This window comes from Bacillus fungorum, assembly GCF_002746455.1.
Lineage (GTDB): Bacteria > Bacillota > Bacilli > Bacillales > Bacillaceae_G > Bacillus_A > Bacillus_A fungorum.
Genome location: NZ_NWUW01000002.1, coordinates 15,316 through 35,815, shown reverse-complemented (window position 1 = coordinate 35,815; position 20,500 = coordinate 15,316). Strand labels below are relative to the sequence as shown.

20 protein-coding genes and 1 other annotated feature (1 of these 21 cut by a window edge) are annotated in these 20,500 nt (G+C 36.4%); all 20 genes read right to left on the bottom strand.

Annotated features, from left to right (window positions below; genetic code table 11):
* Nucleotides 1-217, bottom strand: a binding site (T-box leader); it reaches 8 nt to the left of the window's first position.
* 51 nt (nucleotides 218-268) lie between these two features.
* Nucleotides 269-775: a septum site-determining protein DivIVA gene (divIVA, locus tag CO726_RS02975; RefSeq protein ID WP_001131611.1), complete on the bottom strand. Its 507-nt coding sequence runs from the start codon at nucleotides 773-775 to the stop codon at nucleotides 269-271.
* A gap of 89 nt (nucleotides 776-864) precedes the next feature.
* A complete protein-coding gene (locus tag CO726_RS02970) occupies nucleotides 865-1,632 on the bottom strand; it encodes a YlmH family RNA-binding protein (RefSeq protein WP_099683262.1) in 768 nt (255 codons plus the stop codon).
* Nucleotides 1,633-1,647: 15 nt separating this feature from the next.
* Entirely contained in the window at nucleotides 1,648-1,911 is a 264-nt protein-coding gene (locus tag CO726_RS02965) for a YggT family protein (protein ID WP_098758238.1), read from the bottom strand.
* Between the two features lie 6 nt (nucleotides 1,912-1,917).
* Entirely contained in the window at nucleotides 1,918-2,388 is a 471-nt protein-coding gene (locus CO726_RS02960) for a cell division protein SepF (protein ID WP_000119136.1), read from the bottom strand.
* A gap of 19 nt (nucleotides 2,389-2,407) precedes the next feature.
* Nucleotides 2,408-3,082, bottom strand: coding sequence for a YggS family pyridoxal phosphate-dependent enzyme (locus CO726_RS02955; RefSeq protein ID WP_099683261.1), 675 nt, complete (start codon nucleotides 3,080-3,082; stop codon nucleotides 2,408-2,410).
* The gene (gene pgeF, locus CO726_RS02950; RefSeq protein WP_099683260.1) at nucleotides 3,079-3,897 is read right to left on the bottom strand and encodes a peptidoglycan editing factor PgeF; all 819 of its coding nucleotides are present in this window, start codon (nucleotides 3,895-3,897) and stop codon (nucleotides 3,079-3,081) included. Before pgeF ends, CO726_RS02955 begins: the two co-directional genes overlap by 4 nt.
* Nucleotides 3,898-4,014: 117 nt before the next feature.
* A complete protein-coding gene (locus CO726_RS02945; RefSeq protein WP_099683259.1) occupies nucleotides 4,015-4,299 on the bottom strand; it encodes a YlmC/YmxH family sporulation protein in 285 nt (94 codons plus the stop codon).
* A 166-nt stretch (nucleotides 4,300-4,465) separates the two neighbouring features.
* A complete protein-coding gene (gene sigG / locus CO726_RS02940) occupies nucleotides 4,466-5,245 on the bottom strand; it encodes an RNA polymerase sporulation sigma factor SigG (protein ID WP_000197753.1) in 780 nt (259 codons plus the stop codon).
* Between the two features lie 157 nt (nucleotides 5,246-5,402).
* Nucleotides 5,403-6,122 (bottom strand): RNA polymerase sporulation sigma factor SigE, encoded by a 720-nt coding sequence (gene sigE / locus CO726_RS02935; protein ID WP_000976948.1) that lies wholly within the window; start codon nucleotides 6,120-6,122, stop codon nucleotides 5,403-5,405.
* 19 nt (nucleotides 6,123-6,141) lie between these two features.
* The gene (gene spoIIGA, locus CO726_RS02930) at nucleotides 6,142-7,059 is read right to left on the bottom strand and encodes a sigma-E processing peptidase SpoIIGA (protein WP_136699337.1); all 918 of its coding nucleotides are present in this window, start codon (nucleotides 7,057-7,059) and stop codon (nucleotides 6,142-6,144) included.
* Nucleotides 7,060-7,427: 368 nt separating this feature from the next.
* On the bottom strand, nucleotides 7,428-8,582 hold the full coding sequence (ftsZ, locus tag CO726_RS02920) for a cell division protein FtsZ (RefSeq protein WP_047956547.1): 1,155 nt from the start codon (nucleotides 8,580-8,582) through the stop codon (nucleotides 7,428-7,430).
* Nucleotides 8,583-8,621: 39 nt separating this feature from the next.
* Nucleotides 8,622-9,923: a cell division protein FtsA gene (ftsA, locus tag CO726_RS02915; RefSeq protein ID WP_098758232.1), complete on the bottom strand. Its 1,302-nt coding sequence runs from the start codon at nucleotides 9,921-9,923 to the stop codon at nucleotides 8,622-8,624.
* Nucleotides 9,924-10,324: 401 nt separating this feature from the next.
* Nucleotides 10,325-11,095 carry a cell division protein DivIB gene (gene divIB, locus CO726_RS02910; RefSeq protein WP_000798232.1) on the bottom strand — a complete coding sequence of 257 codons (771 nt, stop codon included), beginning with the start codon at nucleotides 11,093-11,095 and terminating at the stop codon, nucleotides 10,325-10,327.
* A gap of 98 nt (nucleotides 11,096-11,193) precedes the next feature.
* A complete protein-coding gene (gene murB, locus CO726_RS02905) occupies nucleotides 11,194-12,099 on the bottom strand; it encodes a UDP-N-acetylmuramate dehydrogenase (protein ID WP_099683257.1) in 906 nt (301 codons plus the stop codon).
* A gap of 51 nt (nucleotides 12,100-12,150) precedes the next feature.
* Nucleotides 12,151-13,254, bottom strand: coding sequence for an undecaprenyldiphospho-muramoylpentapeptide beta-N-acetylglucosaminyltransferase (murG, locus tag CO726_RS02900; protein WP_099683256.1), 1,104 nt, complete (start codon nucleotides 13,252-13,254; stop codon nucleotides 12,151-12,153).
* Nucleotides 13,255-13,358: 104 nt separating this feature from the next.
* Nucleotides 13,359-14,450 (bottom strand): stage V sporulation protein E, encoded by a 1,092-nt coding sequence (gene spoVE, locus CO726_RS02895; protein WP_099683255.1) that lies wholly within the window; start codon nucleotides 14,448-14,450, stop codon nucleotides 13,359-13,361.
* A gap of 90 nt (nucleotides 14,451-14,540) precedes the next feature.
* Entirely contained in the window at nucleotides 14,541-15,893 is a 1,353-nt protein-coding gene (gene murD, locus CO726_RS02890) for a UDP-N-acetylmuramoyl-L-alanine--D-glutamate ligase (protein ID WP_099683254.1), read from the bottom strand.
* Nucleotides 15,894-16,868 (bottom strand): phospho-N-acetylmuramoyl-pentapeptide-transferase, encoded by a 975-nt coding sequence (mraY, locus tag CO726_RS02885; RefSeq protein WP_000893058.1) that lies wholly within the window; start codon nucleotides 16,866-16,868, stop codon nucleotides 15,894-15,896.
* 22 nt (nucleotides 16,869-16,890) lie between these two features.
* Nucleotides 16,891-18,366 carry a UDP-N-acetylmuramoyl-L-alanyl-D-glutamate--2,6-diaminopimelate ligase gene (gene murE / locus CO726_RS02880; RefSeq protein ID WP_099683253.1) on the bottom strand — a complete coding sequence of 492 codons (1,476 nt, stop codon included), beginning with the start codon at nucleotides 18,364-18,366 and terminating at the stop codon, nucleotides 16,891-16,893.
* Nucleotides 18,367-18,573: 207 nt separating this feature from the next.
* The gene (locus CO726_RS02875; protein WP_099683252.1) at nucleotides 18,574-20,490 is read right to left on the bottom strand and encodes a stage V sporulation protein D; all 1,917 of its coding nucleotides are present in this window, start codon (nucleotides 20,488-20,490) and stop codon (nucleotides 18,574-18,576) included.
* Between the last annotated feature and the right edge of the window lie 10 nt (nucleotides 20,491-20,500).

Sequence of the window (20,500 nt, the reverse complement as noted above, 5' to 3'; positions counted from 1 at the left end):
CGAGAAAGTCTCCCGCGGTACCACCCTAGTAGATCCTATACGTATGTATACAATCCTCTTTATATTCTTAACGCGAATATACGCCTACGCTTACTCTATTTGTTCAGCGCGGAACTCCAGGGTGATATTCCCATTATCTCCTTATCCTGAGCTTACACCATCCTCAGTTCGCTATATAAGGTATGAAAAAGGTACTTATCCCTATCTTCGTTTTTCTTAATAAATATGTTGTTTAAAATTATATGTAATAATGAGAAAAACGTCAAGCTTACACCGTTTCTTCTTTTTTCAACAGTTCATCTACTTCGTCTTCTAACTCGATTAGTTTATCCCAATCATCGTTGTTTAACATTTCAAGCTGTGTTTCTAATAACATACGGAAACGAGTGCGGAATACTTTCGCTTGTTTCTTTAGCTCTTCAATATCAAAAGCAACTTTTCTTGATTTTACTAATGCTTCGTTAATAATACGGTCTGCATTCTTTTCAGCTTCACGTACGATTAATTTTGCTTCTTTTTGCGCATTACGCTTTACTTCTTCTGCTGCTTCTTGTGCAACAACGATAGATTTGTTTAACGTATCTTCAATATTAGAGAAATGATCTAACTTTCCTTCTAATTGCGCAACTTTTTCTTCTAAAGCTTTTTTCTCACGAATGACTAATTCATAATCTTTGATAATTTGATCAAGAAACTCATTTACTTGATCCTCATCATAGCCACGGAATCCACGACCAAATTCTTTGTTATGAATATCTAATGGTGTTAACGGCACAACGCCACCTCCAAGTAGTTATCTAAATTTCCTCTTTCAATTATATCTTTTCTTCGACAAAATAGGAGGATTTCCTTCTAAAAAACCAATCATTTTAGTATACCATACAAAATTCTCCATTTGTCGCGCTTTGTTCTACCTTCTACAGAAAACAATTTACTTCGTCCATATCCTCTCACTGAAAAAACATCTCCTGGATAACATTCATAAGAGGTTTGCTCCACTGTTTTCCAATTCACTTTTACTAAACCATTTTTTATAAAAGGTTGTACTTTTTGTCTGGATATATGTAACATTTCAGCTAACATAACATCTAAACGAAGTGAAGAAACCGTTCCAGATTTCTCTCCCCACGTTTCTTGCATCTGTAGAATTTTTTCTCCTTGCACTGGTGATAAGGAGACTTTCACTTTCCCTATCAATTGTAAGTTCATCTCAATATAAGATACAACTTCTTTCGCAACTACAATTTGGGCACGATCTTCTTGAAGCAAAATATCACCACATTTTTCTCTCGTTAAACCAAGAGACATAAATGTACCTAATATTTGCCTATGCTCTAGCGTATAAAACTTGGAAGGATAGTCAATTTCCAATACTTCTACTTGAAATTCCTCTTCATTTACTACTAGATAGTCCGGATAAATGAGTGCTCTTTTACGCTCTGCATGCGGCGTTGCACCATCAAATTGCACAGCAACATCCCCTTGCCCTATTACCATAGTGACAATTTGTTGTTGCCTCGGATCAAGGAAATCTGTTAATTTCACTTGATGGTACTCTGCTGCTCGCTTCCACTCTAACACTTTATCCACAAAGACCTCTTCATCAGGTCTGAAATGTTCATAGATGCTCATGTATTTAACCTCTTACTATAAGAAATAGCCAAATAAAGTTACTAAACCACTTGTAGCAAGTCTCAACGCAAAAATCGCAATGAGTGGTGAGATATCAATCATACCAAGCGGCGGAATAAACCTGCGAAATGGTTCTAAATACGGTTCACAAATACGCGCAAGAAAATCTCCGAAAGTTGATTCCTTTGCACCTGGGAACCATGATAGGAGAATGTAAATAATAAGTGCCCACGAGTAAATCTCGATAGCAGTAACTAAAATCCTTAAAACTGTATCCATGGCGTATTACCACCTCTTTATATTTGTGTCTTCTTCTTCACCGAATAACTCTGAAATTGCACCAACAATATCTACATTTTCAGGCGTACACATAAATGTTTTCGGTCCTATTTTTTGAATGTCCCCGCCTATAGCGTATACAGTACCACTTAAAAAGTCAACGATACGTACAGCTTGATCAGTAGACATTCGTTGTAAATTAATCACAACAGCTCGTCTACCTTTTAAATGGTCCGCAATCCCCTGCGCTTCCGAATATGTGCGTGGTTCTAATAAAACAACTTTTGAAGATTGCTTTGCTGTTTCAATGCTCACAACATTTTGTTTCGGTTGCGCTTTTGGAAACGTAACATCTTGTTGTTCTGGCGGATCTTGCTGCTTCTTCATGTCTGTTTGCTCCTTTTCATAACTATATTGAGCTGCTTCTTTTTCTTCCGGTGTATCAAAAAAGAAGTATTTTACTTTTGACCAACTCATAATAAGATTCTCCTTCCTTTTACGCTTTTCCTACTAAAATCGTCCCCAAACGAATATATGTAGCACCTTCTTCAATTGCAATCGTGTAATCATTAGACATTCCCATTGATAATTCTTTACATGGCGCATGTAATAATTCTAGCTCCTGCACCTCTGTTTGTAGCATACGTAACTCCTTAAAACAGCGTCTGATTTCTTCCTCTTCTTCTGTAAACGGAGCCATTGTCATTAGTCCAACCACTTCAATCTTATCCAATTCTTGCAAACTTTGAATAAAAGGAACGGTTTCTTCTATTGCCAATCCTTGCTTTGATTCTTCAGATGATGTTTTCACTTGAATAAAACATTTCACTTTCTTATCCGCACGTTTTTGAATTTCTTTTGCAAGTGAAAGACGATCTAACGAATGTAAATAATCGATTTCATTAATGATTTCTTTTACTTTTCTCGTTTGTAATGATCCAATAAAATGCCAATTCACTTTTGAACCGAAATGTTCGTACTTCTGTAAGAAACCTTCATTTCTATTTTCACCTAAATCAATAATTCCAGCTTCAATTACTTCGTTTGTTTTTTCAATTCCTACCGTTTTTGTAACCGCAACGAGTTTAATATCTTGCAACGAACGTCCCGCTCGTGCGCAAGATTGTTTAATTGCTTCATTAACAGTTATTAAATTTTTTTGTACTGTCACTTGATTTCTTCCTCCTTAAAACCTATGAAACTCAACATTCTCCCTGTCTTACCTTGATCACGACGATGAGAGAAAAATAGTTGTTCTTCACAGCTTGTACAAAGAGATGACATTACAATATTCTCTTCTTTTATGCCTGCTTGTACACATAATATACGATTAATTTCTTTTAAATTAATTGCGTACTGCCCATCAGAAATTTTTTTATAAGGGACAGAACCATTTACTACTTGCTCTGCTGCTGTTAACACTCGATCATCAACAACATAACAACAAGATCCAATTGCTGGTCCAATTGCAACATGAATTTCATCACTTGAAATCCCTTCAGCATTCCATTTTTGAATCATTTCCTTTGCAATTTCTTTTACAGTCCCTTTCCATCCAGCATGCGCAAGTCCTATCATACCATGTGATGGCGCATAAAAATAGAGTGGAACACAATCCGCGTAACAAGATGTTAGAAGAACATCATTATTAGTCGTATAAATGCCATCTGTTTTTGAAATGCCGTCTTCATATGAATAGACGCCACTTCCTTTTTCCTGTTGTCCTACTTTTTCAACCTGATGATCATGAACTTGTTCAGAGCAAATCCAGTTTTCTAATGGTTTTTGTAGCTTATTTGCTAAAATGCGTCTGTTTTCATGAACGTTCTCCACGATATCATTCACATGTAATCCTAAATTCATCGCATGAAAGGAGCCCGTACTTACCCCACCATCTTTTGTCGTAAATCCAGCAGTAATGTTTCCAAGTTCTTTCCACGCTTGTAAATACAGTATACCGTCCACATATTTAAATGGTTCTCTCATAAAGCGGCTCCTTTTAATTAAAATAACATAAAAAAGCATGGTACTTCCTGTCTATTTTACCATACTTTTATTTTTTCATAATGCCAACAGAAAAAAAAGAGGAATTTGTAATATTCTTTATGAAATTGTCGGTGTTTGTATTGATTCTGTTACAGAATTAACGGGATTTACTCTAACAAGTATGACATCTTCCCCAATTTTCACAATTTCTTTCCAAGGAATTACAATTTCTACATCTTTCCCAAAAATCCCTAACATACGTGCCTGTTTGGAAATAATAATAGACCCGATCTTCCCTGTGTTCATATCGATTTCGATATCTCCAATATTCCCAAGTCTTTTTCCGTCTGAAACATTGATTATATCTTTCATCTGCAACCCCGAAATTCGTATCACTTTCATCCTCTCCTTTATATATGACGAATTTAAAAAACATTGTTTCTTACATTAACAGGAAGCACCCTCTACTAACCCCATATTATTTTCATTATATGAACACAGCTACCCTACTATGAGCGCAAACAAACTATATGACATATAAAAAGGTTTCACCATAAATGGTGAAACCTTATCCTTGAATCGTCTTATTCATTTGTTTAATAGCTGATTTCTCTAAACGAGACACTTGCGCTTGAGAAATCCCAATTTCTTCCGCAACTTCCATTTGTGTTTTTCCTTGAAAGAAACGTTTTCGAATGATCATTTTCTCACGATCATTTAAACGCTTCATCCCTTCTTTCAGCGCTAACTCTTCAACCCACTGCTCGTCCTTTTGTTTTTCATCACTTAACTGATCCATAACAAAGATAGGATCTCCCCCATCATTATAAATCGGCTCAAATAATGAAACTGGATCTTGAATTGCATCTAAAGCAAAAACAATTTCTTCATGAGTTACTTCAAGCACTTTTGCAATATCCATTGCTGTTGGTTCTTTTGAATTTTCTGCAATCAACTTTTCTCTTACTTGTAACGCTTTATACGCAATATCTCGTAATGAGCGAGATACGCGAATCGGATTGTTATCACGCAAATATCTGCGTATTTCCCCAATAATCATCGGCACAGCATACGTTGAAAATTTTACATTTTGGCCTAAATCAAAGTTATCAATGGATTTCATAAGTCCGATACAACCAACTTGAAATAAATCGTCAACATATTCTCCTCTGTTATTAAATCTTTGGATGACGCTCAGTACAAGACGTAAGTTTCCATTCACTAATTTCTCTCTTGCGCTTATCTCTCCACTTTGCATTTCACGAAATAATTTACGCATTTCATCATTTTTTAGTACGGGAAGTTTAGCTGTATCAACACCGCAAATTTCTACTTTGTTTCTCGTCAAAGTGTTCCCTCCTATCGGGAGTTGCTGTACAGTGTAAAGTATTTCCTTTGAAGGGGATTTTATGCACGCGGTTTTCTCTTCATTATTCATTTTATTTGTCTCTCCTCATACAACTAAAGAGAATAAGACCAGCCTAGATAACGGCTGGTCTTATTCTTTACACCATTTTATTAAATTCTTTTCGTAATCTTTTTATGATTCTTTTTTCTAAACGCGAAATGTATGACTGTGAAATCCCAAGCATATCCGCTACATCTTTTTGCGTCTTTTCCTCTCCTCCAGCAAGCCCAAACCGAAGTTCCATAATTTGTTTTTCACGATCATTTAATTGATGTAATGCTTTCATTAGAAGATGACGATCAACAGTAGCTTCTAAATCTTTTGTAATAATATCATCGTCTGTCCCTAATACATCTGATAATAAAAGTTCATTCCCGTCCCAATCAATGTTAAGCGGTTCATCAAAAGAAACTTCTGAACGATTTTTATTATTCCGGCGCAAATGCATTAAGATTTCATTTTCGATACAACGTGAGGCATATGTTGCTAATTTTATTTTCTTTTCTGGATTAAATGTATTTACCGCTTTAATAAGCCCGATTGTTCCAATGCTAATCAAATCTTCAATATTTATCCCTGTATTTTCAAACTTTCTTGCTATATATACGACTAGCCGTAAATTGCGTTCAATCAGTAACGACCTTGCCGCCTGATCTCCTTTTGGCAATTTATTCAAAAGAACTTCCTCTTCTTCTTTCGTTAACGGCGGTGGTAACGCTTCACTTCCACCAATGTAATAAATTTCATCGGTCTTAATTCCTAATTTCAACAATACTTTATACCAAAGGTATACTAAATAAAATTTTAATTTCATCATATTATCCCGCCTCCCATTATTAAGCAATTACCATTTTTTGAGAAACCAACATTTTCGGATGCACAATACATTGATACTCTCCATTGGTTGACAACTGTTGTGTATTTAATCCAATCAATACTTTGTTCACGGCAATAGAACTACCTTCATGATCAATTTGTACACTGTCAGGCTTAATTGCCCATAAAAATTGACTCTCTACTCCTACTGCTCGGAAAGGAATTAAACGTAACTTCGTCGCCCACCCAGAATCATTTTCTGGTATTTGAGGAATCTCTGTTTTGGAATAAATTTGTTCTGTTAACCATGCTGGCAAGCAATGTTCTAATGATGAAATATGCATAATCATAACGGGTGTTTTCGTTAACGGGTCGTAAAGTTGGTTCCCACTATCAATTAAACCTGCGAGTTCTAGCTCCTCTTCAGCTAATCGAATTTTCAATTTTACAATTTGATCATAGTGTATTTTTGTAACCTCTACGCTTTCAATACGCTTTTTAGAAAAATAATAAATTACTGGAAAACCAAAAACAACAAACAACCAGCTAATTGGGTCACCGTAAGAAATTGATTGAGATTGAACCAATCCATTTACCATTTCATTCGTTTGCAAAAAGAAATGAGTGCCCATTAGTCCTCCGCCAACCATAAAGGTTACAAAATAAAAAGTAAAAACAGCTTGTGCATAATTTCTAAACGTTGTAAACCCAAATGCTGTATACACAATAAGTAACGAGTACAGTAGTTTCATAGTTGGATGTGTCATCATAGAAGCAAAAGGAGTAAAGGCAAAAATAACAATGGTTGAACCTATAAATGCCCCTAACACAAGCCTCCATCTTTTGATCTTCTTTTTTAACACGGTGGCTGTTAATAAAAGTAAAAGAAAATCAATGCAGGCGTTTAACAACCAAACAACGTCGGCGTAAACAACCAAACAATTCACCTCTTTTTTTAAGTTGAGACTAGTATAATGCATATCCAATAGGAAAGTGTGTCAATTTACGGAGGTGTTTTTTTGTTATTTTGTGCTTTCTAGACATAATCTGTCGGTAAAAAATAAAAGTATATGTTTCATAGAATACTATACTTTTTTACTCATATATAAAGTGAACTATATAAAGTGAAACTTTGAGTAGTGGGGCTTTTAGGAGCAACCCGCCCCCACCTAACTTCTTTACTTTCGCTGAATTTTGAGGCGGGGTCTTACTGCCCCGCAAATAACGGGATAAAATAAAAAAAGACCTGCTTAGCAGATCTTTTCCTTGTATAAAACAAAAAAGGAGCATGAAAGCTCCTTTTCTTTTATCGTCTACGACGATTACGTAAGAATGCTGGAATATCGATATCATCTGAATCTGAATGACGCTCATGTACAACCGGCTCTTCACGCTTCATTTCACGTTTTACTTCACGTTGTTTTGAAGGCTGAGCTACTGGCTGTTGCTGTTGTTGCGTGTGATTCACATTCGGACGGATAATTGGTTTTGGTGGTTGAGTTGCAATGCTATCATCAAAACCAGTTGCAATTACAGTTACAACGATATCATCTTTTAATCCTTCATTAATAACCGAACCGAAGATCATATTTACTTCTGGATCTGAAGCTGAAGCTACAATGTCTGCCGCTTCTTGTACTTCATATAAGCTTAAGTTAGCTCCACCCGTAATATTCATGATAACACCTTGAGCTCCATCAATAGATGTTTCTAACAATGGACTAGAAATCGCTTTTTTCGCAGCTTCAGCAGCACGATTTTCTCCATTACCAGAACCAATACCCATTAAAGCAGAACCTCTATTAGACATAATTGTCTTTACGTCTGCGAAGTCTAAGTTAATTAAACCTGGTGTTGCAATTAAATCAGAAATACCTTGAACACCTTGACGTAATACGTTATCCGCTTCACGGAATGCTTCTAACATCGGCGTATTTTTATCAACAATCTCTAATAAGCGATCGTTTGGAATTACAATAAGTGTGTCTACATTTTCTTTAAATGCCGCAATACCAGATGCTGCTTGTGTTGCACGCTTGCGTCCTTCAAATGTAAATGGTCGTGTTACAACACCAACTGTTAATGCACCTAATTCTTTTGCAACTTGAGCAACAACTGGCGCTGCACCAGTTCCAGTTCCGCCGCCCATACCAGCAGTTACGAAGACCATATCTGCACCACGAAGTGCTTCTTGGATCTGTTCTTTACTTTCTTCTGCAGCTTTTTTCCCTACTTCAGGGTTTGCACCTGCACCAAGTCCACGTGTTAATTTTCCACCAATTTGCATTTTTGTTTCAGCTTTTGATAGATTTAATGCTTGTGCATCAGTATTCACAGCGATAAAGTCTACACCTTGTACACCGTGTTCAATCATACGGTTTACAGCATTGTTTCCGCCACCGCCGACACCGATAACTTTTATATTCGCTAATTGATCTTGAGTAGTATCAAACTCTAACATGTCGAAATCCCCCTAGAACCTCATTTTTCGTGTCCAATTTTAATCCCATAAATAACGGAATACACGTTTTACTTTTGACATCATACGGTCATCATTTTGATTATTATTGTTTTGATTACGAGTTTTTTGTTTCGCAGGTTGTTGTTGTACCGGCGTTGGTGCTGGTACTGGTTCAAAATGCTCTTGCTTTTCCTGCACATTTTTCCCACGTAATTTAGCTTTTTGATAAGAATGTTTAATTAATCCCACTCCACTTGTATATTGTGGCTCACGCACACCAATATAATCAGGAGTTGCTATACGAACATTTTCATGTAAAATATCATATGCAAGATCAAGAACACCTGGCATAGAAGCAATTCCACCAGTTAGTACATAACCAGAAGCTACTTGCTTTACTCCTAACTTACGCACTTCATCTTGAACAAACATTAAAATTTCCTCTACACGAGCCTCTATTATATCCGATAATTCCAACTGAGAATATTGTTCTGTTTGATCGCTTCCCATAATAGGAACCGTAAACATCTCTTCTTCAGATGCTGTATCATAAAAAGCATGTCCATATTTCAATTTAATTTGATCTGCATTTTCTGTTGAAGTTTTCAACCCAATCGCAATATCCTTCGTTATATGGTCTCCACCTAATGGTAATACACTCGTCGCTTGTAACTCTCCATCTTTAAAAATAGATAAAGTTGTAGATCCTCCCCCCATATCAACAAGGGCTACTCCTCTATTTTTTTCATCTGAAGATATAGCAACTGTTGCAGCCGCTAAAGGTTGAAGACAAATATCAACAATTTCAAGACCTGCTTTTTCTACACAACGAAGTAGGTTATGTAGTAAAGTTCTCGATCCTGTAATAAGTGTACCTTCCATTTCTAATCTTACACCGATCATCCCGCGTGGATCGTTAATCTCGTCAAGACCGTCTACAATGAACTGTCGAGGTACCACATCAATAAACTCACGTTCTGGAGCAATTGACACAACTTGTGCTGCATCTAGAACGCGTAAGACATCTTCATTCCCGATTTCACGATCTTCATTTGAAACAGCGACTACTCCGTGACAAGGAAGTAGCTGTACCTGGTTTGCATTGACACCTACTACAACTTGCTCAATGTGGATTCCCACCATGCGCTCAGCTTGTTCAATTGCTTTTTTAATTGATCGGACAGTCTCGTCTATATCAACTATCGATCCCTTCTTTAAACCATTTGATTTTACATTTCCAACACCAATAATGTTTAAGCTGTCATTAACCATTTCACCAATGATGACTTTAACATTGGATGTACCGATGTCAAGACTAACATATATTTCATTGCTGTTCATTCTTTGGCACCTCCTTCTTTATTTATACCATACAACTCAATATATGGAACAACAATCGCAACTTTACTATTTATAAGAAAAATATTCAACGTCTTTATACGTTTCCCTTTTTTAACCCTATATTTTTCTTATTTTTATTTAACATTCATTTAAGAATATCGCAGTAAACTGTGAATAACTGCTTATCTTGAAATAATTCTATTTCAAGTGTAAAGATTACCGCCAAGTATAAGTCTACACTAAGATGTACTCATAGAAAAGTGAAACTTGTACCAATCCTAGTATGAATCTAAGAATTTTTACATCTTTTTCATCAAATGAACCATTCTTGTAAATTCAGATGTATTAAGCAGAACATTCGTTTTGTTTTTTTCTACGATAACGTAGTGAAAACTATCGTTCTATTCTTTTTTTTCTTCCGCTCCTAATTCTTTCGTATATGCCCCTACTTCTAAGTCAATTAATACCTTTTTACCCGGCTCAATTGTTTTTAAAATAAGTGGATAAGCTTCCATACGCTTTGCGAAATTTTGAATCGTAGTGCTCACTTCATACCCTTCATTCATATATAAAGTAAGATGGTCTTCATTCGCATTCGTCGGTGAATAACGAATTTCAGAAATAGACCTTAAAATAGTTGGTGTTAATTTTTCAAGCTCAGCAATTAACTCCTTCATTTTCTCTTCTTTAAAAGGTTCAAAAATTGGCGCTGCAACAGGGAGTTTCCCATTCGGGAGTACATCAAGTGTTTTCCCGTTCTCTAATAACGGTTGTAATTTCCCATCTTTGTTTATATAACCAATCGTTAAATATTCTTCAATATGAACATCAATTTTATTTGGAAAACGTTTTTTTACATTTACTGCTTTAATTTCTTTTCGTTTCGTTAAGTTTTCTTCTGCTTTATGTGCCGTCACTCGGAAATAACTTGTATCATATGTCACACCTGATTCCTTCATCACTTGTTCATCTGTCATATAATGATTTCCAAACACACTTATCTTTTTTATATTGCTAAGCGGAGACCGAAAATAAATTAAAAAGAGCACTAGTAAAAATAAAATTGATATGTATAAAATCAACCGATGATTAACATTTTTCTTGTTTTTTTTCTGTTGATTTTTTAACTTTGGTACACGATCCTGTAGTTTAATCACTTTACTATTTTTCATGTACGATCCCCCTACGTAACATAAAGAACGGCATGTTCCTCATGCCGTTCTTATCTTCTTATTATAACATAAATGATAATGAGCGGAACGAATAACCGTTATCTTCCAATTATTTCCACTTCTGTATGCATTTCTACGCCAAATCTATCCTTAATTCTTTGTTTTATTAATGCAATTAAAGATAAGACATCTTGCGCGCTGGCTCCCCCAGTATTAATAATAAAATTCCCATGCATTTCAGAAATTTGAGCTCTACCTATTTGATAACCACGAAGCCCCGCCTTTTCTATTAAATCTCCTGCAAAGTATGGAATTGGATTCCGAAATATACTTCCTGCACAAGGATGATTCCATGGCTGTGTTTCACGGCGGTAATCTTTATTCTTTTGCATGACGTTTACAATTCCCTCACGCTCTCCTATCTGTAATTGAAACTCTGCTTCCAAAACAATGCCAGAACGTTTCGTTTGCAATACAGATGTCCGATAGGAAAACTCCATTTCTCCATGCGTTAACCAGTCAATTGTTCCGTCTTCAAACAAAATAAGAGCTTTTGATAATATGTTTGATATATCCGACTTATGTGCTCCTGCATTCATATACACTGCACCACCAACACTTCCTGGAATACCACTTGCAAATTCCAGACCGGCTAACCCTTGACGACTAAGTAAAGTTGATAATTTAATAAGGGGATACCCACCACCAACTCTTACTCTATGTTTTTCGACTTCTAAGTGGTCTAATCCTTCTCCTAAACGAATAACGACACCTTCTATACCTAGATCAGATACAAGAAGGTTCGAACCGCGACCAATTACAGTCCACTTTGTTTTATATTTTTTTACTAACTGCAACGTTTTTACAATACCGGTAACATGCTTTGGCACAATTAAAATATCAGCTGGTCCACCTATTTTCATAGTGGTATAACGCGCTAACGGTTCATTCACTAACACGCAACCAACATTTGCTTCTATAAGCTCATTTACTAATTGCTCCATAAACAATCTCCCCCATACTAAGTATCCTTAGTACAGTAGTATGCAGGGCGTTCACCTAACGTTATTTTTTACAAGCTTATTCATTACTTCATACAGCTTATTTGCTGCATCTGGAATACCTAATTTCCCAGCAGCTAGCTTCATATTTTGTAATGTTTGTGCATCTAATAAAATTTCATCAATATCACGAATAAGCGTTTCAGCTGTTAAATCTTTTTCAAGCAACATTTTTGCTGCTCCTTTATCGACAACAGAACGTGCATTCTTTTCCTGATGGTTATTTGTTACGTAAGGACTCGGAATTAACACACTTGGCTTACCTAACGCTGTTAATTCTGCAAGTGTTGTTGCCCCCGCTCTTGAAACAACAAGATCTACCCCTGTAAGTACCTCTGGCATATTATGAATGAAAGGTTTAATAATAACATTATTCGGATTCCCTTTTTGCTTCACTGCTTCCATCACTTTGTCATAATGAACTTCACCTGTTACATACAATATTTCGTAACTCTTATTTCCAAACTGTTCAATTGCCTCTACGAAAGCATCGTTAATCGGTCTAGCCCCACGACTTCCACCAAAAATAAGTACAGATTTTTTAGGAAGAGATAAACCTACTGAACGTTTTCCTTTCATTCCATTCTGATCCATTACTTCTGACGCTCGTGGATTTCCTGTCATTACCACTTTTGACTGTGGAAAATGTTCTGCAGCCGCTTCAAAACAAACCGCAACTTTATCAACATAGCGGCTTAAAAATTTATTCGTTACACCAGGTACACTATTTTGTTCATGTACAATAGTTGGAATACCTAATTTTGCCGCAGCATATACAACGGGTCCACATACGTATCCACCCGTTCCAATCACGATATCCGGATTAAAACGACGAATATATCGTTTACTATCTTGTACACCTTTTAGGAAACGCATCACCGTTTTCACGTTATCTAACGATATTTTACGTTTAAATCCACTTATAACAATAGATTGAAACGGTATACCTGCTTTTGGAACGATTGTGCTCTCTAATCCATTCTCGGTACCAATATATAAAAACCTTGCTTCCGGATTTAATTTTTTTATTTCTCTTATTAAAGCAAGAGCCGGATAAATATGACCTCCAGTGCCCCCACCACTTACTAATACACGCACTACTAACTCCTCCGCTTCTCTTTTCTTATCTCAGTCGTATTTATTTCTATATACATAATGTTTTTTCGCGCACATACGAAAAACCCTGTCTTATAAAACAGGGTTTAGTAGCGAGAATGGCGACTTATATTTAATAATACACCTACTGCCATTAACATTAATGTCAAACTTGATCCACCATAACTTAAAAACGGCAAAGTAATACCCGTAACAGGCATCAATCCTGTTACAACACCAACATTAATCATTACTTGAATCGCAATCATCGCCACAATACCTACTGCTAAAAACGTACCATATAAATCTGGCGCTCCTAAAGCTATACGAATCCCACGCCATAATAATAGACTAAATAATAATAACACAAATGAACCACCAATAAAACCTAATTCCTCGGATAAGATTGCAAATATAAAGTCTGTTTGCGGTTCAGGTAAATAAAGAAACTTTTGTCTACTTTGTCCAAGTCCAAGCCCGAATAATCCACCAGGTCCAATTGCAAGTAACGATTGAATAATTTGAAATCCACTTCCAAGCGGATCTGACCACGGATCTAAATATGATGTAATACGTTTCATTCGATACGGTGCTGATGCAATTAGCCCTACAAATCCTGCTACACCAAGCAAACCAAACATTGCAAAGTGAAAGACCCTTGCTCCCGAGATAAATATCATAATGATACATGTCCCAACCATTACCGTTCCTGTACCAAGATCTGGCTGTAACATAATCATTCCAAAAGCAAGAAATACAAAACTTAGAGCTGGTAGTAAACCACGTTTAAAAGAGGTAATTACTTTTTGTCGTTCTGCTAAAAATTTCGCTAAGAAAATAATCATCGCAAACTTCATAAATTCTGACGGTTGAATGGAAAATGCCCCAATTCCAATCCAACTTCGCGCTCCTCCTCGAACAAGTCCTACTCCAGGAATAAGAACGAGAATAAGTAGAATGAAGCAAACTAGCAAAATTACTTTTGAATACGTACGCCACACCCAATAATCAATTTTCATAATAAAAAACATAGCCGCTACACCAAGACCTGCAAATAGCAATTGCCTTTTTGCAAAAAAGAATGAGTCCCCCATTTTATACGAGGCCCAAACCGCACTCGCACTATAAACCATAATCATTCCGATTGTTAACAACGACAGTGTAACGATGATGAGAATCAAATCAGGCGTTTTCTTCATTACCCATAAACACCACCTCTTTAGGCAGAAACTTTTGCCCTATGTAACAAAACATCAGTAGGTGTTAGCCTACTGATGTTTTGATATACTTTATATAAGTTTATGCACAGCTTGTATAAAAATGTCTCCTCTTTCTTCAAATGTTTTAAATTGATCCCAGCTTGCACATGCTGGAGAAAGAAGAACTACATCGCCATCTGTAGAATGAGCATAAGCTTTCACTACCGCTTCATCTAAAGTATCGACACTTTCAATTGTATCTAATCCCGCTTTTTCTGCCGCTCTTACTAATTTTGAAGCTGTTTGTCCAAATGTTACAATCGCTTTAACATTTTTGAAATACGGAATTAAATCATCGAATTCATTTCCACGATCAAGCCCACCTGCTAATAACACAATCGGTTGTGTGAACGCAGATAAAGCTTTCTCAGTCGCTAACATATTTGTTGCTTTTGAGTCATTATAAAACTTACGGTTATTAATAGTTGTTACATATTCTAAACGATGTTTTACACCTGTAAAACGTTTTAACACCGTCGTAATCGCTTCATTAGAAACGCCTAATAATTTCGCAATACTCATCGCTGCTAAAATATTTTCTAAATTATGTTGACCAGGTAAAACGATATCGCCTACTTCAACAACTTTTTCACCTTTAAAATAAAGAGCATTATCTTTTATACACGCACCATCTTCAATTTCTTTCGTTGTTGAGAATAGTACTTTTTGCCCTTTACTATAAGCAGATAAAGCCATCACATCTGCATCATCTGCATTTATTACACTATAATCATTTTCTGTTTGGTTTTTAAAAATATTTGCTTTTGCTAAACCATATTCCTTCTTCGTCCCATGATAATCTAAGTGGGCCTCAAATAAATTTAAAAACGCAGCAATTTTAGGTTGGAACAATTCTACTCCCATCAGTTGGAACGATGAAAGCTCTGTAACTACAACTTCATTTTCTTTTGCATCCTGTGCTACTTCACACGCTACAGTTCCAATGTTCCCTGCAATTACAGGATGCTTTTGTCCTTCTTTTAGCATTTCAAATGTAAGCATTGTCGTCGTCGTTTTACCGTTAGACCCCGTAATCCCAACAAATGGCGCTTCTGAAATACGATATGCTAATTCAACTTCCGTAACAATCGGAATTTGCTTTTCTTTCGCAGCAACTAATATTGGATTAGAATACGGGATTCCTGGATTTTTTACTACAAGCGAAATATTTCTCTCTAACAATTCTAAAGGATGGCCACCGCATACAACGTCCATTCCTTTTGCTTGTAATTCTGCAGCAAGCACATTTTCTGCTAAAGGCTTTCCGTCATTTACAATAACATTTGCCCCTAATTTTTGTAATAACGTAGCTGCTGCATAACCACTTTTTGCAATGCCTAATACAAGAATATTTTTATTTTGAAATTCAGTTACAGTTTTCAATTACATCCACACCCCGATATAAATTCCTAACACAGCTAATAAAAATCCTACAGACCAAAACGTCACAACAACACGCCACTCTGACCAACCACATAATTCATAATGATGGTGTAATGGACTCATTTTAAAGACACGTTTTCCTGTTGTTTTAAAAGAAATGACCTGAATAATAACAGATAAAGTTTCCATTACGAATACTCCACCAATGATTACAAGTAGTAATTCTTGTTTTAATAAAATCGCTACAGCTGCAATGGCTCCACCTAAAGCTAAAGAACCTGTATCTCCCATAAACACTTTCGCTGGATTTGCATTGAATACTAAAAATCCAAGTACAGCTCCTACAACTGCCATACAGAATATCGCTACTCCAAATTGCTCTTGTGCGACTGCAATAATACTAAACGCTCCAAATGCAATAGCAGCTGTTCCTGATAATAAACCATCTAAACCGTCAGTTAAGTTAACTGCATTTGAGCCACCAATAAGCATAAATAATACAAGTACAAAATACGCCCAACCTAATTCAAACTTAACATCTGTTCCCGGAATCATGATGTACGTGTGGAACGCTTGCCCTTTTCCAATTAAAAAGAACGCAATAGCAATAACAAGCTGACCTACTAATTTTTGTTTTGATGTTAAACCAAGATTTCTCTTCTTAACTACCTTTATGTAGTCATCTAAAAATCCAATTAATCCGTAGCCAAATGTCACTAATAATAATAACGAGACCTCTGCACCTAAATGATTAAATTTAATTGCCATAATAAGTGAAGTTACCATCATAGATACATATATGACAATACCACCCATTGTCGGTGTCCCTGATTTTTTTTGATGTGACTTTGGTCCCTCATCACGAATACTCTGTCCGAACTTTAATTTCCTTAAAAATGGAATAAACAATGGCGAAAGGGCAACAGAAATTAAGAATGCTACCCCAGCCGTTACTAATAAACCTTGCTCAAGCACATGTAGTCCTCCTCTCACGTTGTTACTCTTCGTTGTTTAAACGCTTTGTAATTGCTTCTTTAGCGACTTCACGATCATCAAAATGATGAACGTCTTTACCAATAATTTGATATGTTTCATGTCCCTTACCAGCAATAATGATGATATCTTCAGCTTTCGCGTTAGCAATTGCATGGTATATCGCTTCTTTTCTATCAATAATCACTTCATAATTATTCCCATTTGCACCCTGCACCATATCATCTAAAATAGCCCCTGGCTCTTCACTTCTTGGGTTATCTGAAGTGTAAATTGCGTGAGTTGCATATTTTGTTGCAACACTTGCCATGATTGGTCTCTTTGTTCGATCTCTATCTCCGCCACAACCGACGATACAATATACATCGCCTTTTGCAAACTGTTTTGCTGTTTTTAATACATTCTCTAAGCTATCTGGTGTATGTGCATAATCAACAATAACTGTATAATTTTGTCCACCATCAACTACTTCAAAACGTCCTGGAACTCCAGCTAGTTGCTTTATTACATCAATAACCGTTTCTAAACTTACACCAGAAACAAGCCCTGCCGCTGTTGCCGCTAGTACGTTATATACATTAAATTTCCCAATCAATTTCATCGTAACATTTACACTTTCATACGGTGTTACAAGCGTAAATGTAGTTCCACCACTCGTCATAACGATATCTTTGGCCATAATATCACTGGTTGTATCAATTCCATACGTTACAACAGTCGCCGCAGTACTTCTCATATATTCCGGAGTTACAGCATCATCGTTATTCAGTACCGCGTACTTTTCACGATTATGATTATAACTATTGCCCAGTTGTGCAAATAGCAACCCTTTTGCATGTTTATATTCTTCCATCGTTTTATGATAGTCTAAATGATCTTGTGTTAAATTTGTAAACACTGCTACATCGTAATCACATCCGTGTACACGACCAAGATCTAAAGCATGTGACGAAACTTCCATTACTGTACTATCTACACCGTGCTCAACCATTTTTGAAAATGTGTGTTGAAGTGTTAGTGCATCTGGTGTTGTATTTTTCACCTCAAATGTTTCATCGCCGATTTTCATATTAATCGTTCCAATTAGCCCCGTTTTATGACCATGTGCGCGCATAATCTCATCCATAATATGCGATGTTGTTGTCTTTCCATTTGTACCTGTAATTCCGATTAAATGTAACTTGTGTGTTGGTTGACCATAAAAATAATCAGCTAAAACCGCTAACGAACGAAAAGTGTTTTTCACAAGTACAACTGGAACGTCAACATCAATTGGTCTTTCCGCAACAATAGCAGCCGCTCCTTGTGCCGCTGCTTGCTTAGCAAAATCATGGCTATCAACCGTATATCCTTTCATACATACAAATAAGCTTCCCTCTTTCACTTTACGTGAATCAGCTTCTATAGATGTGATTTCTGGATTTTCTTTTGGAACAACTGGAAAATCATGCAAACATGATAAAAGTGTATGCAACTTCATTTCACTAAACCCTCTCTACATTGTGTATTTATCTCTTTTTTAATAAGCAACACGTTACCCCCTAATTATGTAAAATAGGAGGTAAGTGCTACAGTGTCTAATAAATAGACCTATTTATAATTGAGGCTCTTACAGCCTCAAATTAAGTAACTCTTCTATAAAGAACTCACTTCCACCAATTGTACCATAAAACGTACTAGGTTACCTTTAATTCCCGAAGTAAATTCTAATTTTTGAGCCTTCTTTCACTTTAGCTCCTGCTTCTGGGGATTGTTTAATTACTTTCTCTCCGTCTCCACTTATATCAAGCTTCAAATCGACGAGCTGTGTCTGTAAGTCTTTCTTTTTCATACCAATTAAATTCGGAACTTCTACAGTTGGTGTATCGCCCCATTTATATTCTCTCTCAACTTGTTCTGTTCTCGGTTTCACTCCCATAACTGGAAGTGCATCCCGAAGAATATTCCCAACAATTGGAGCTGCTACTACTCCACCAAATTGAGTTACACCTTTCGGATTATCAACAGCAACATAGACAACAATTTCCGGATCGTCCGCTGGAGCAAAACCGATAAAAGATACGATATAATTATTCTCTAAATATTTACCATCTTTCACCTTTTGAGCCGTACCTGTTTTTCCACCTACACGATACCCATCAATGAAAGCACCTTTACCAGATCCCTTTGCTACAACATTCTCTAATGCATACCGAACTTTTTCTGAAGTTTCCTTGGAAATAACTTTTCTTTTTTCCACAGGTGTCTTTTTACTTACAACTTGATTGTTCTTCGGATCAATAAATTCCTTAGCTATATACGGTTGATACAATGTTCCACCATTTACAGCCGCTGCTACTGCTGCTACTTGTTGAATTGGTGTTACAGAAACACCTTGACCGAATGAAGTGGTTGCTTGCTCGACTGGACCGACTTTATCTAAATTAAATAAAATCCCACTACCTTCACCTTGCAAATCGATTCCGGTTTTCTGTCCAAAACCGAAATTCCGAATGTATTTAAATAATCGGTCTTTACCAAGACGATCACCCAGTTCAATAAATCCTGGGTTACAAGAGTTTTGAACTACTTCTAAAAACGTTTGGCTACCATGGCCTCCTGCTTTCCAGCATTTCAATCTAGCTCCACCAACTTCAGCTGCTCCATCATCATAAAACGTATCTTTTTCTAAGTCTACTAAATTCTCGTTCAAGGCTGCGGCTAACGTAATGATCTTAAATGTTGAACCAGGCTCATACGTACTCCATACTGGTAAATTTCTATTATACACTTCTGGAGAAACACTTTGAAAATCTGCCGGATCAAAACTCGGCCGACTCGACATACCTAAAATTTCACCATTTTTCGGATTCATTGCAATCGCAATCATACCATCTGGATTATATGTCGACTCTGCAATATTCATTTCTCTTTCCATAATTCTATTAATACGCGCATCAATTGTTAAGCCTAAATTCAAACCAGCTTCTGGTTTTTTGAAATCATCGCCAACATTAGGCATCCTTTGTCCTTTTGCATCTGCAAAAAAACGCACATGACCTTCATCACCATTTAGCTCTTTATCATAATATTTTTCTAGTCCCATAAGACCTTGGTTATCACTACCTGCAAACCCTAATACGTGTGATAAAAAGTTGCCAAATGGATAGTACCGGATAGAGTCCTCTGCGATATAAACACCTTTCAAACTTAATCCTCTTACCTCTTTCGCTTTATCATGTGATATTTTCCTTCCGCCTTTATCTAACCTTACAATCGATTCTTTTTTTGTAATCCTCTTATAAATCTCATCTTTTTCCACACCTAATACTGCAGCTAACTTCTCTGCAGTCTCTGCTGGTTTTTCAATTTGCCTCGGTACAACAAAGACAGTTGGAGCACTTTTATTTGTGGCAAGTTCCACACCATTTCGGTCTAAAATTTTCCCACGTTCAGGTTCAAAAGTAATATTACGACTCCATGAATCTTTCGCACGATCCGTTAACATATTCCCAAGAAAAAATTGCACATATCCAAGACGAATATCGATGATAGTGAAAATAAGTATACCTGATATGAGTATAAAGATAAGTCGTTTTCTAACTGTTACATTTGATACACGCATATTGGAACAA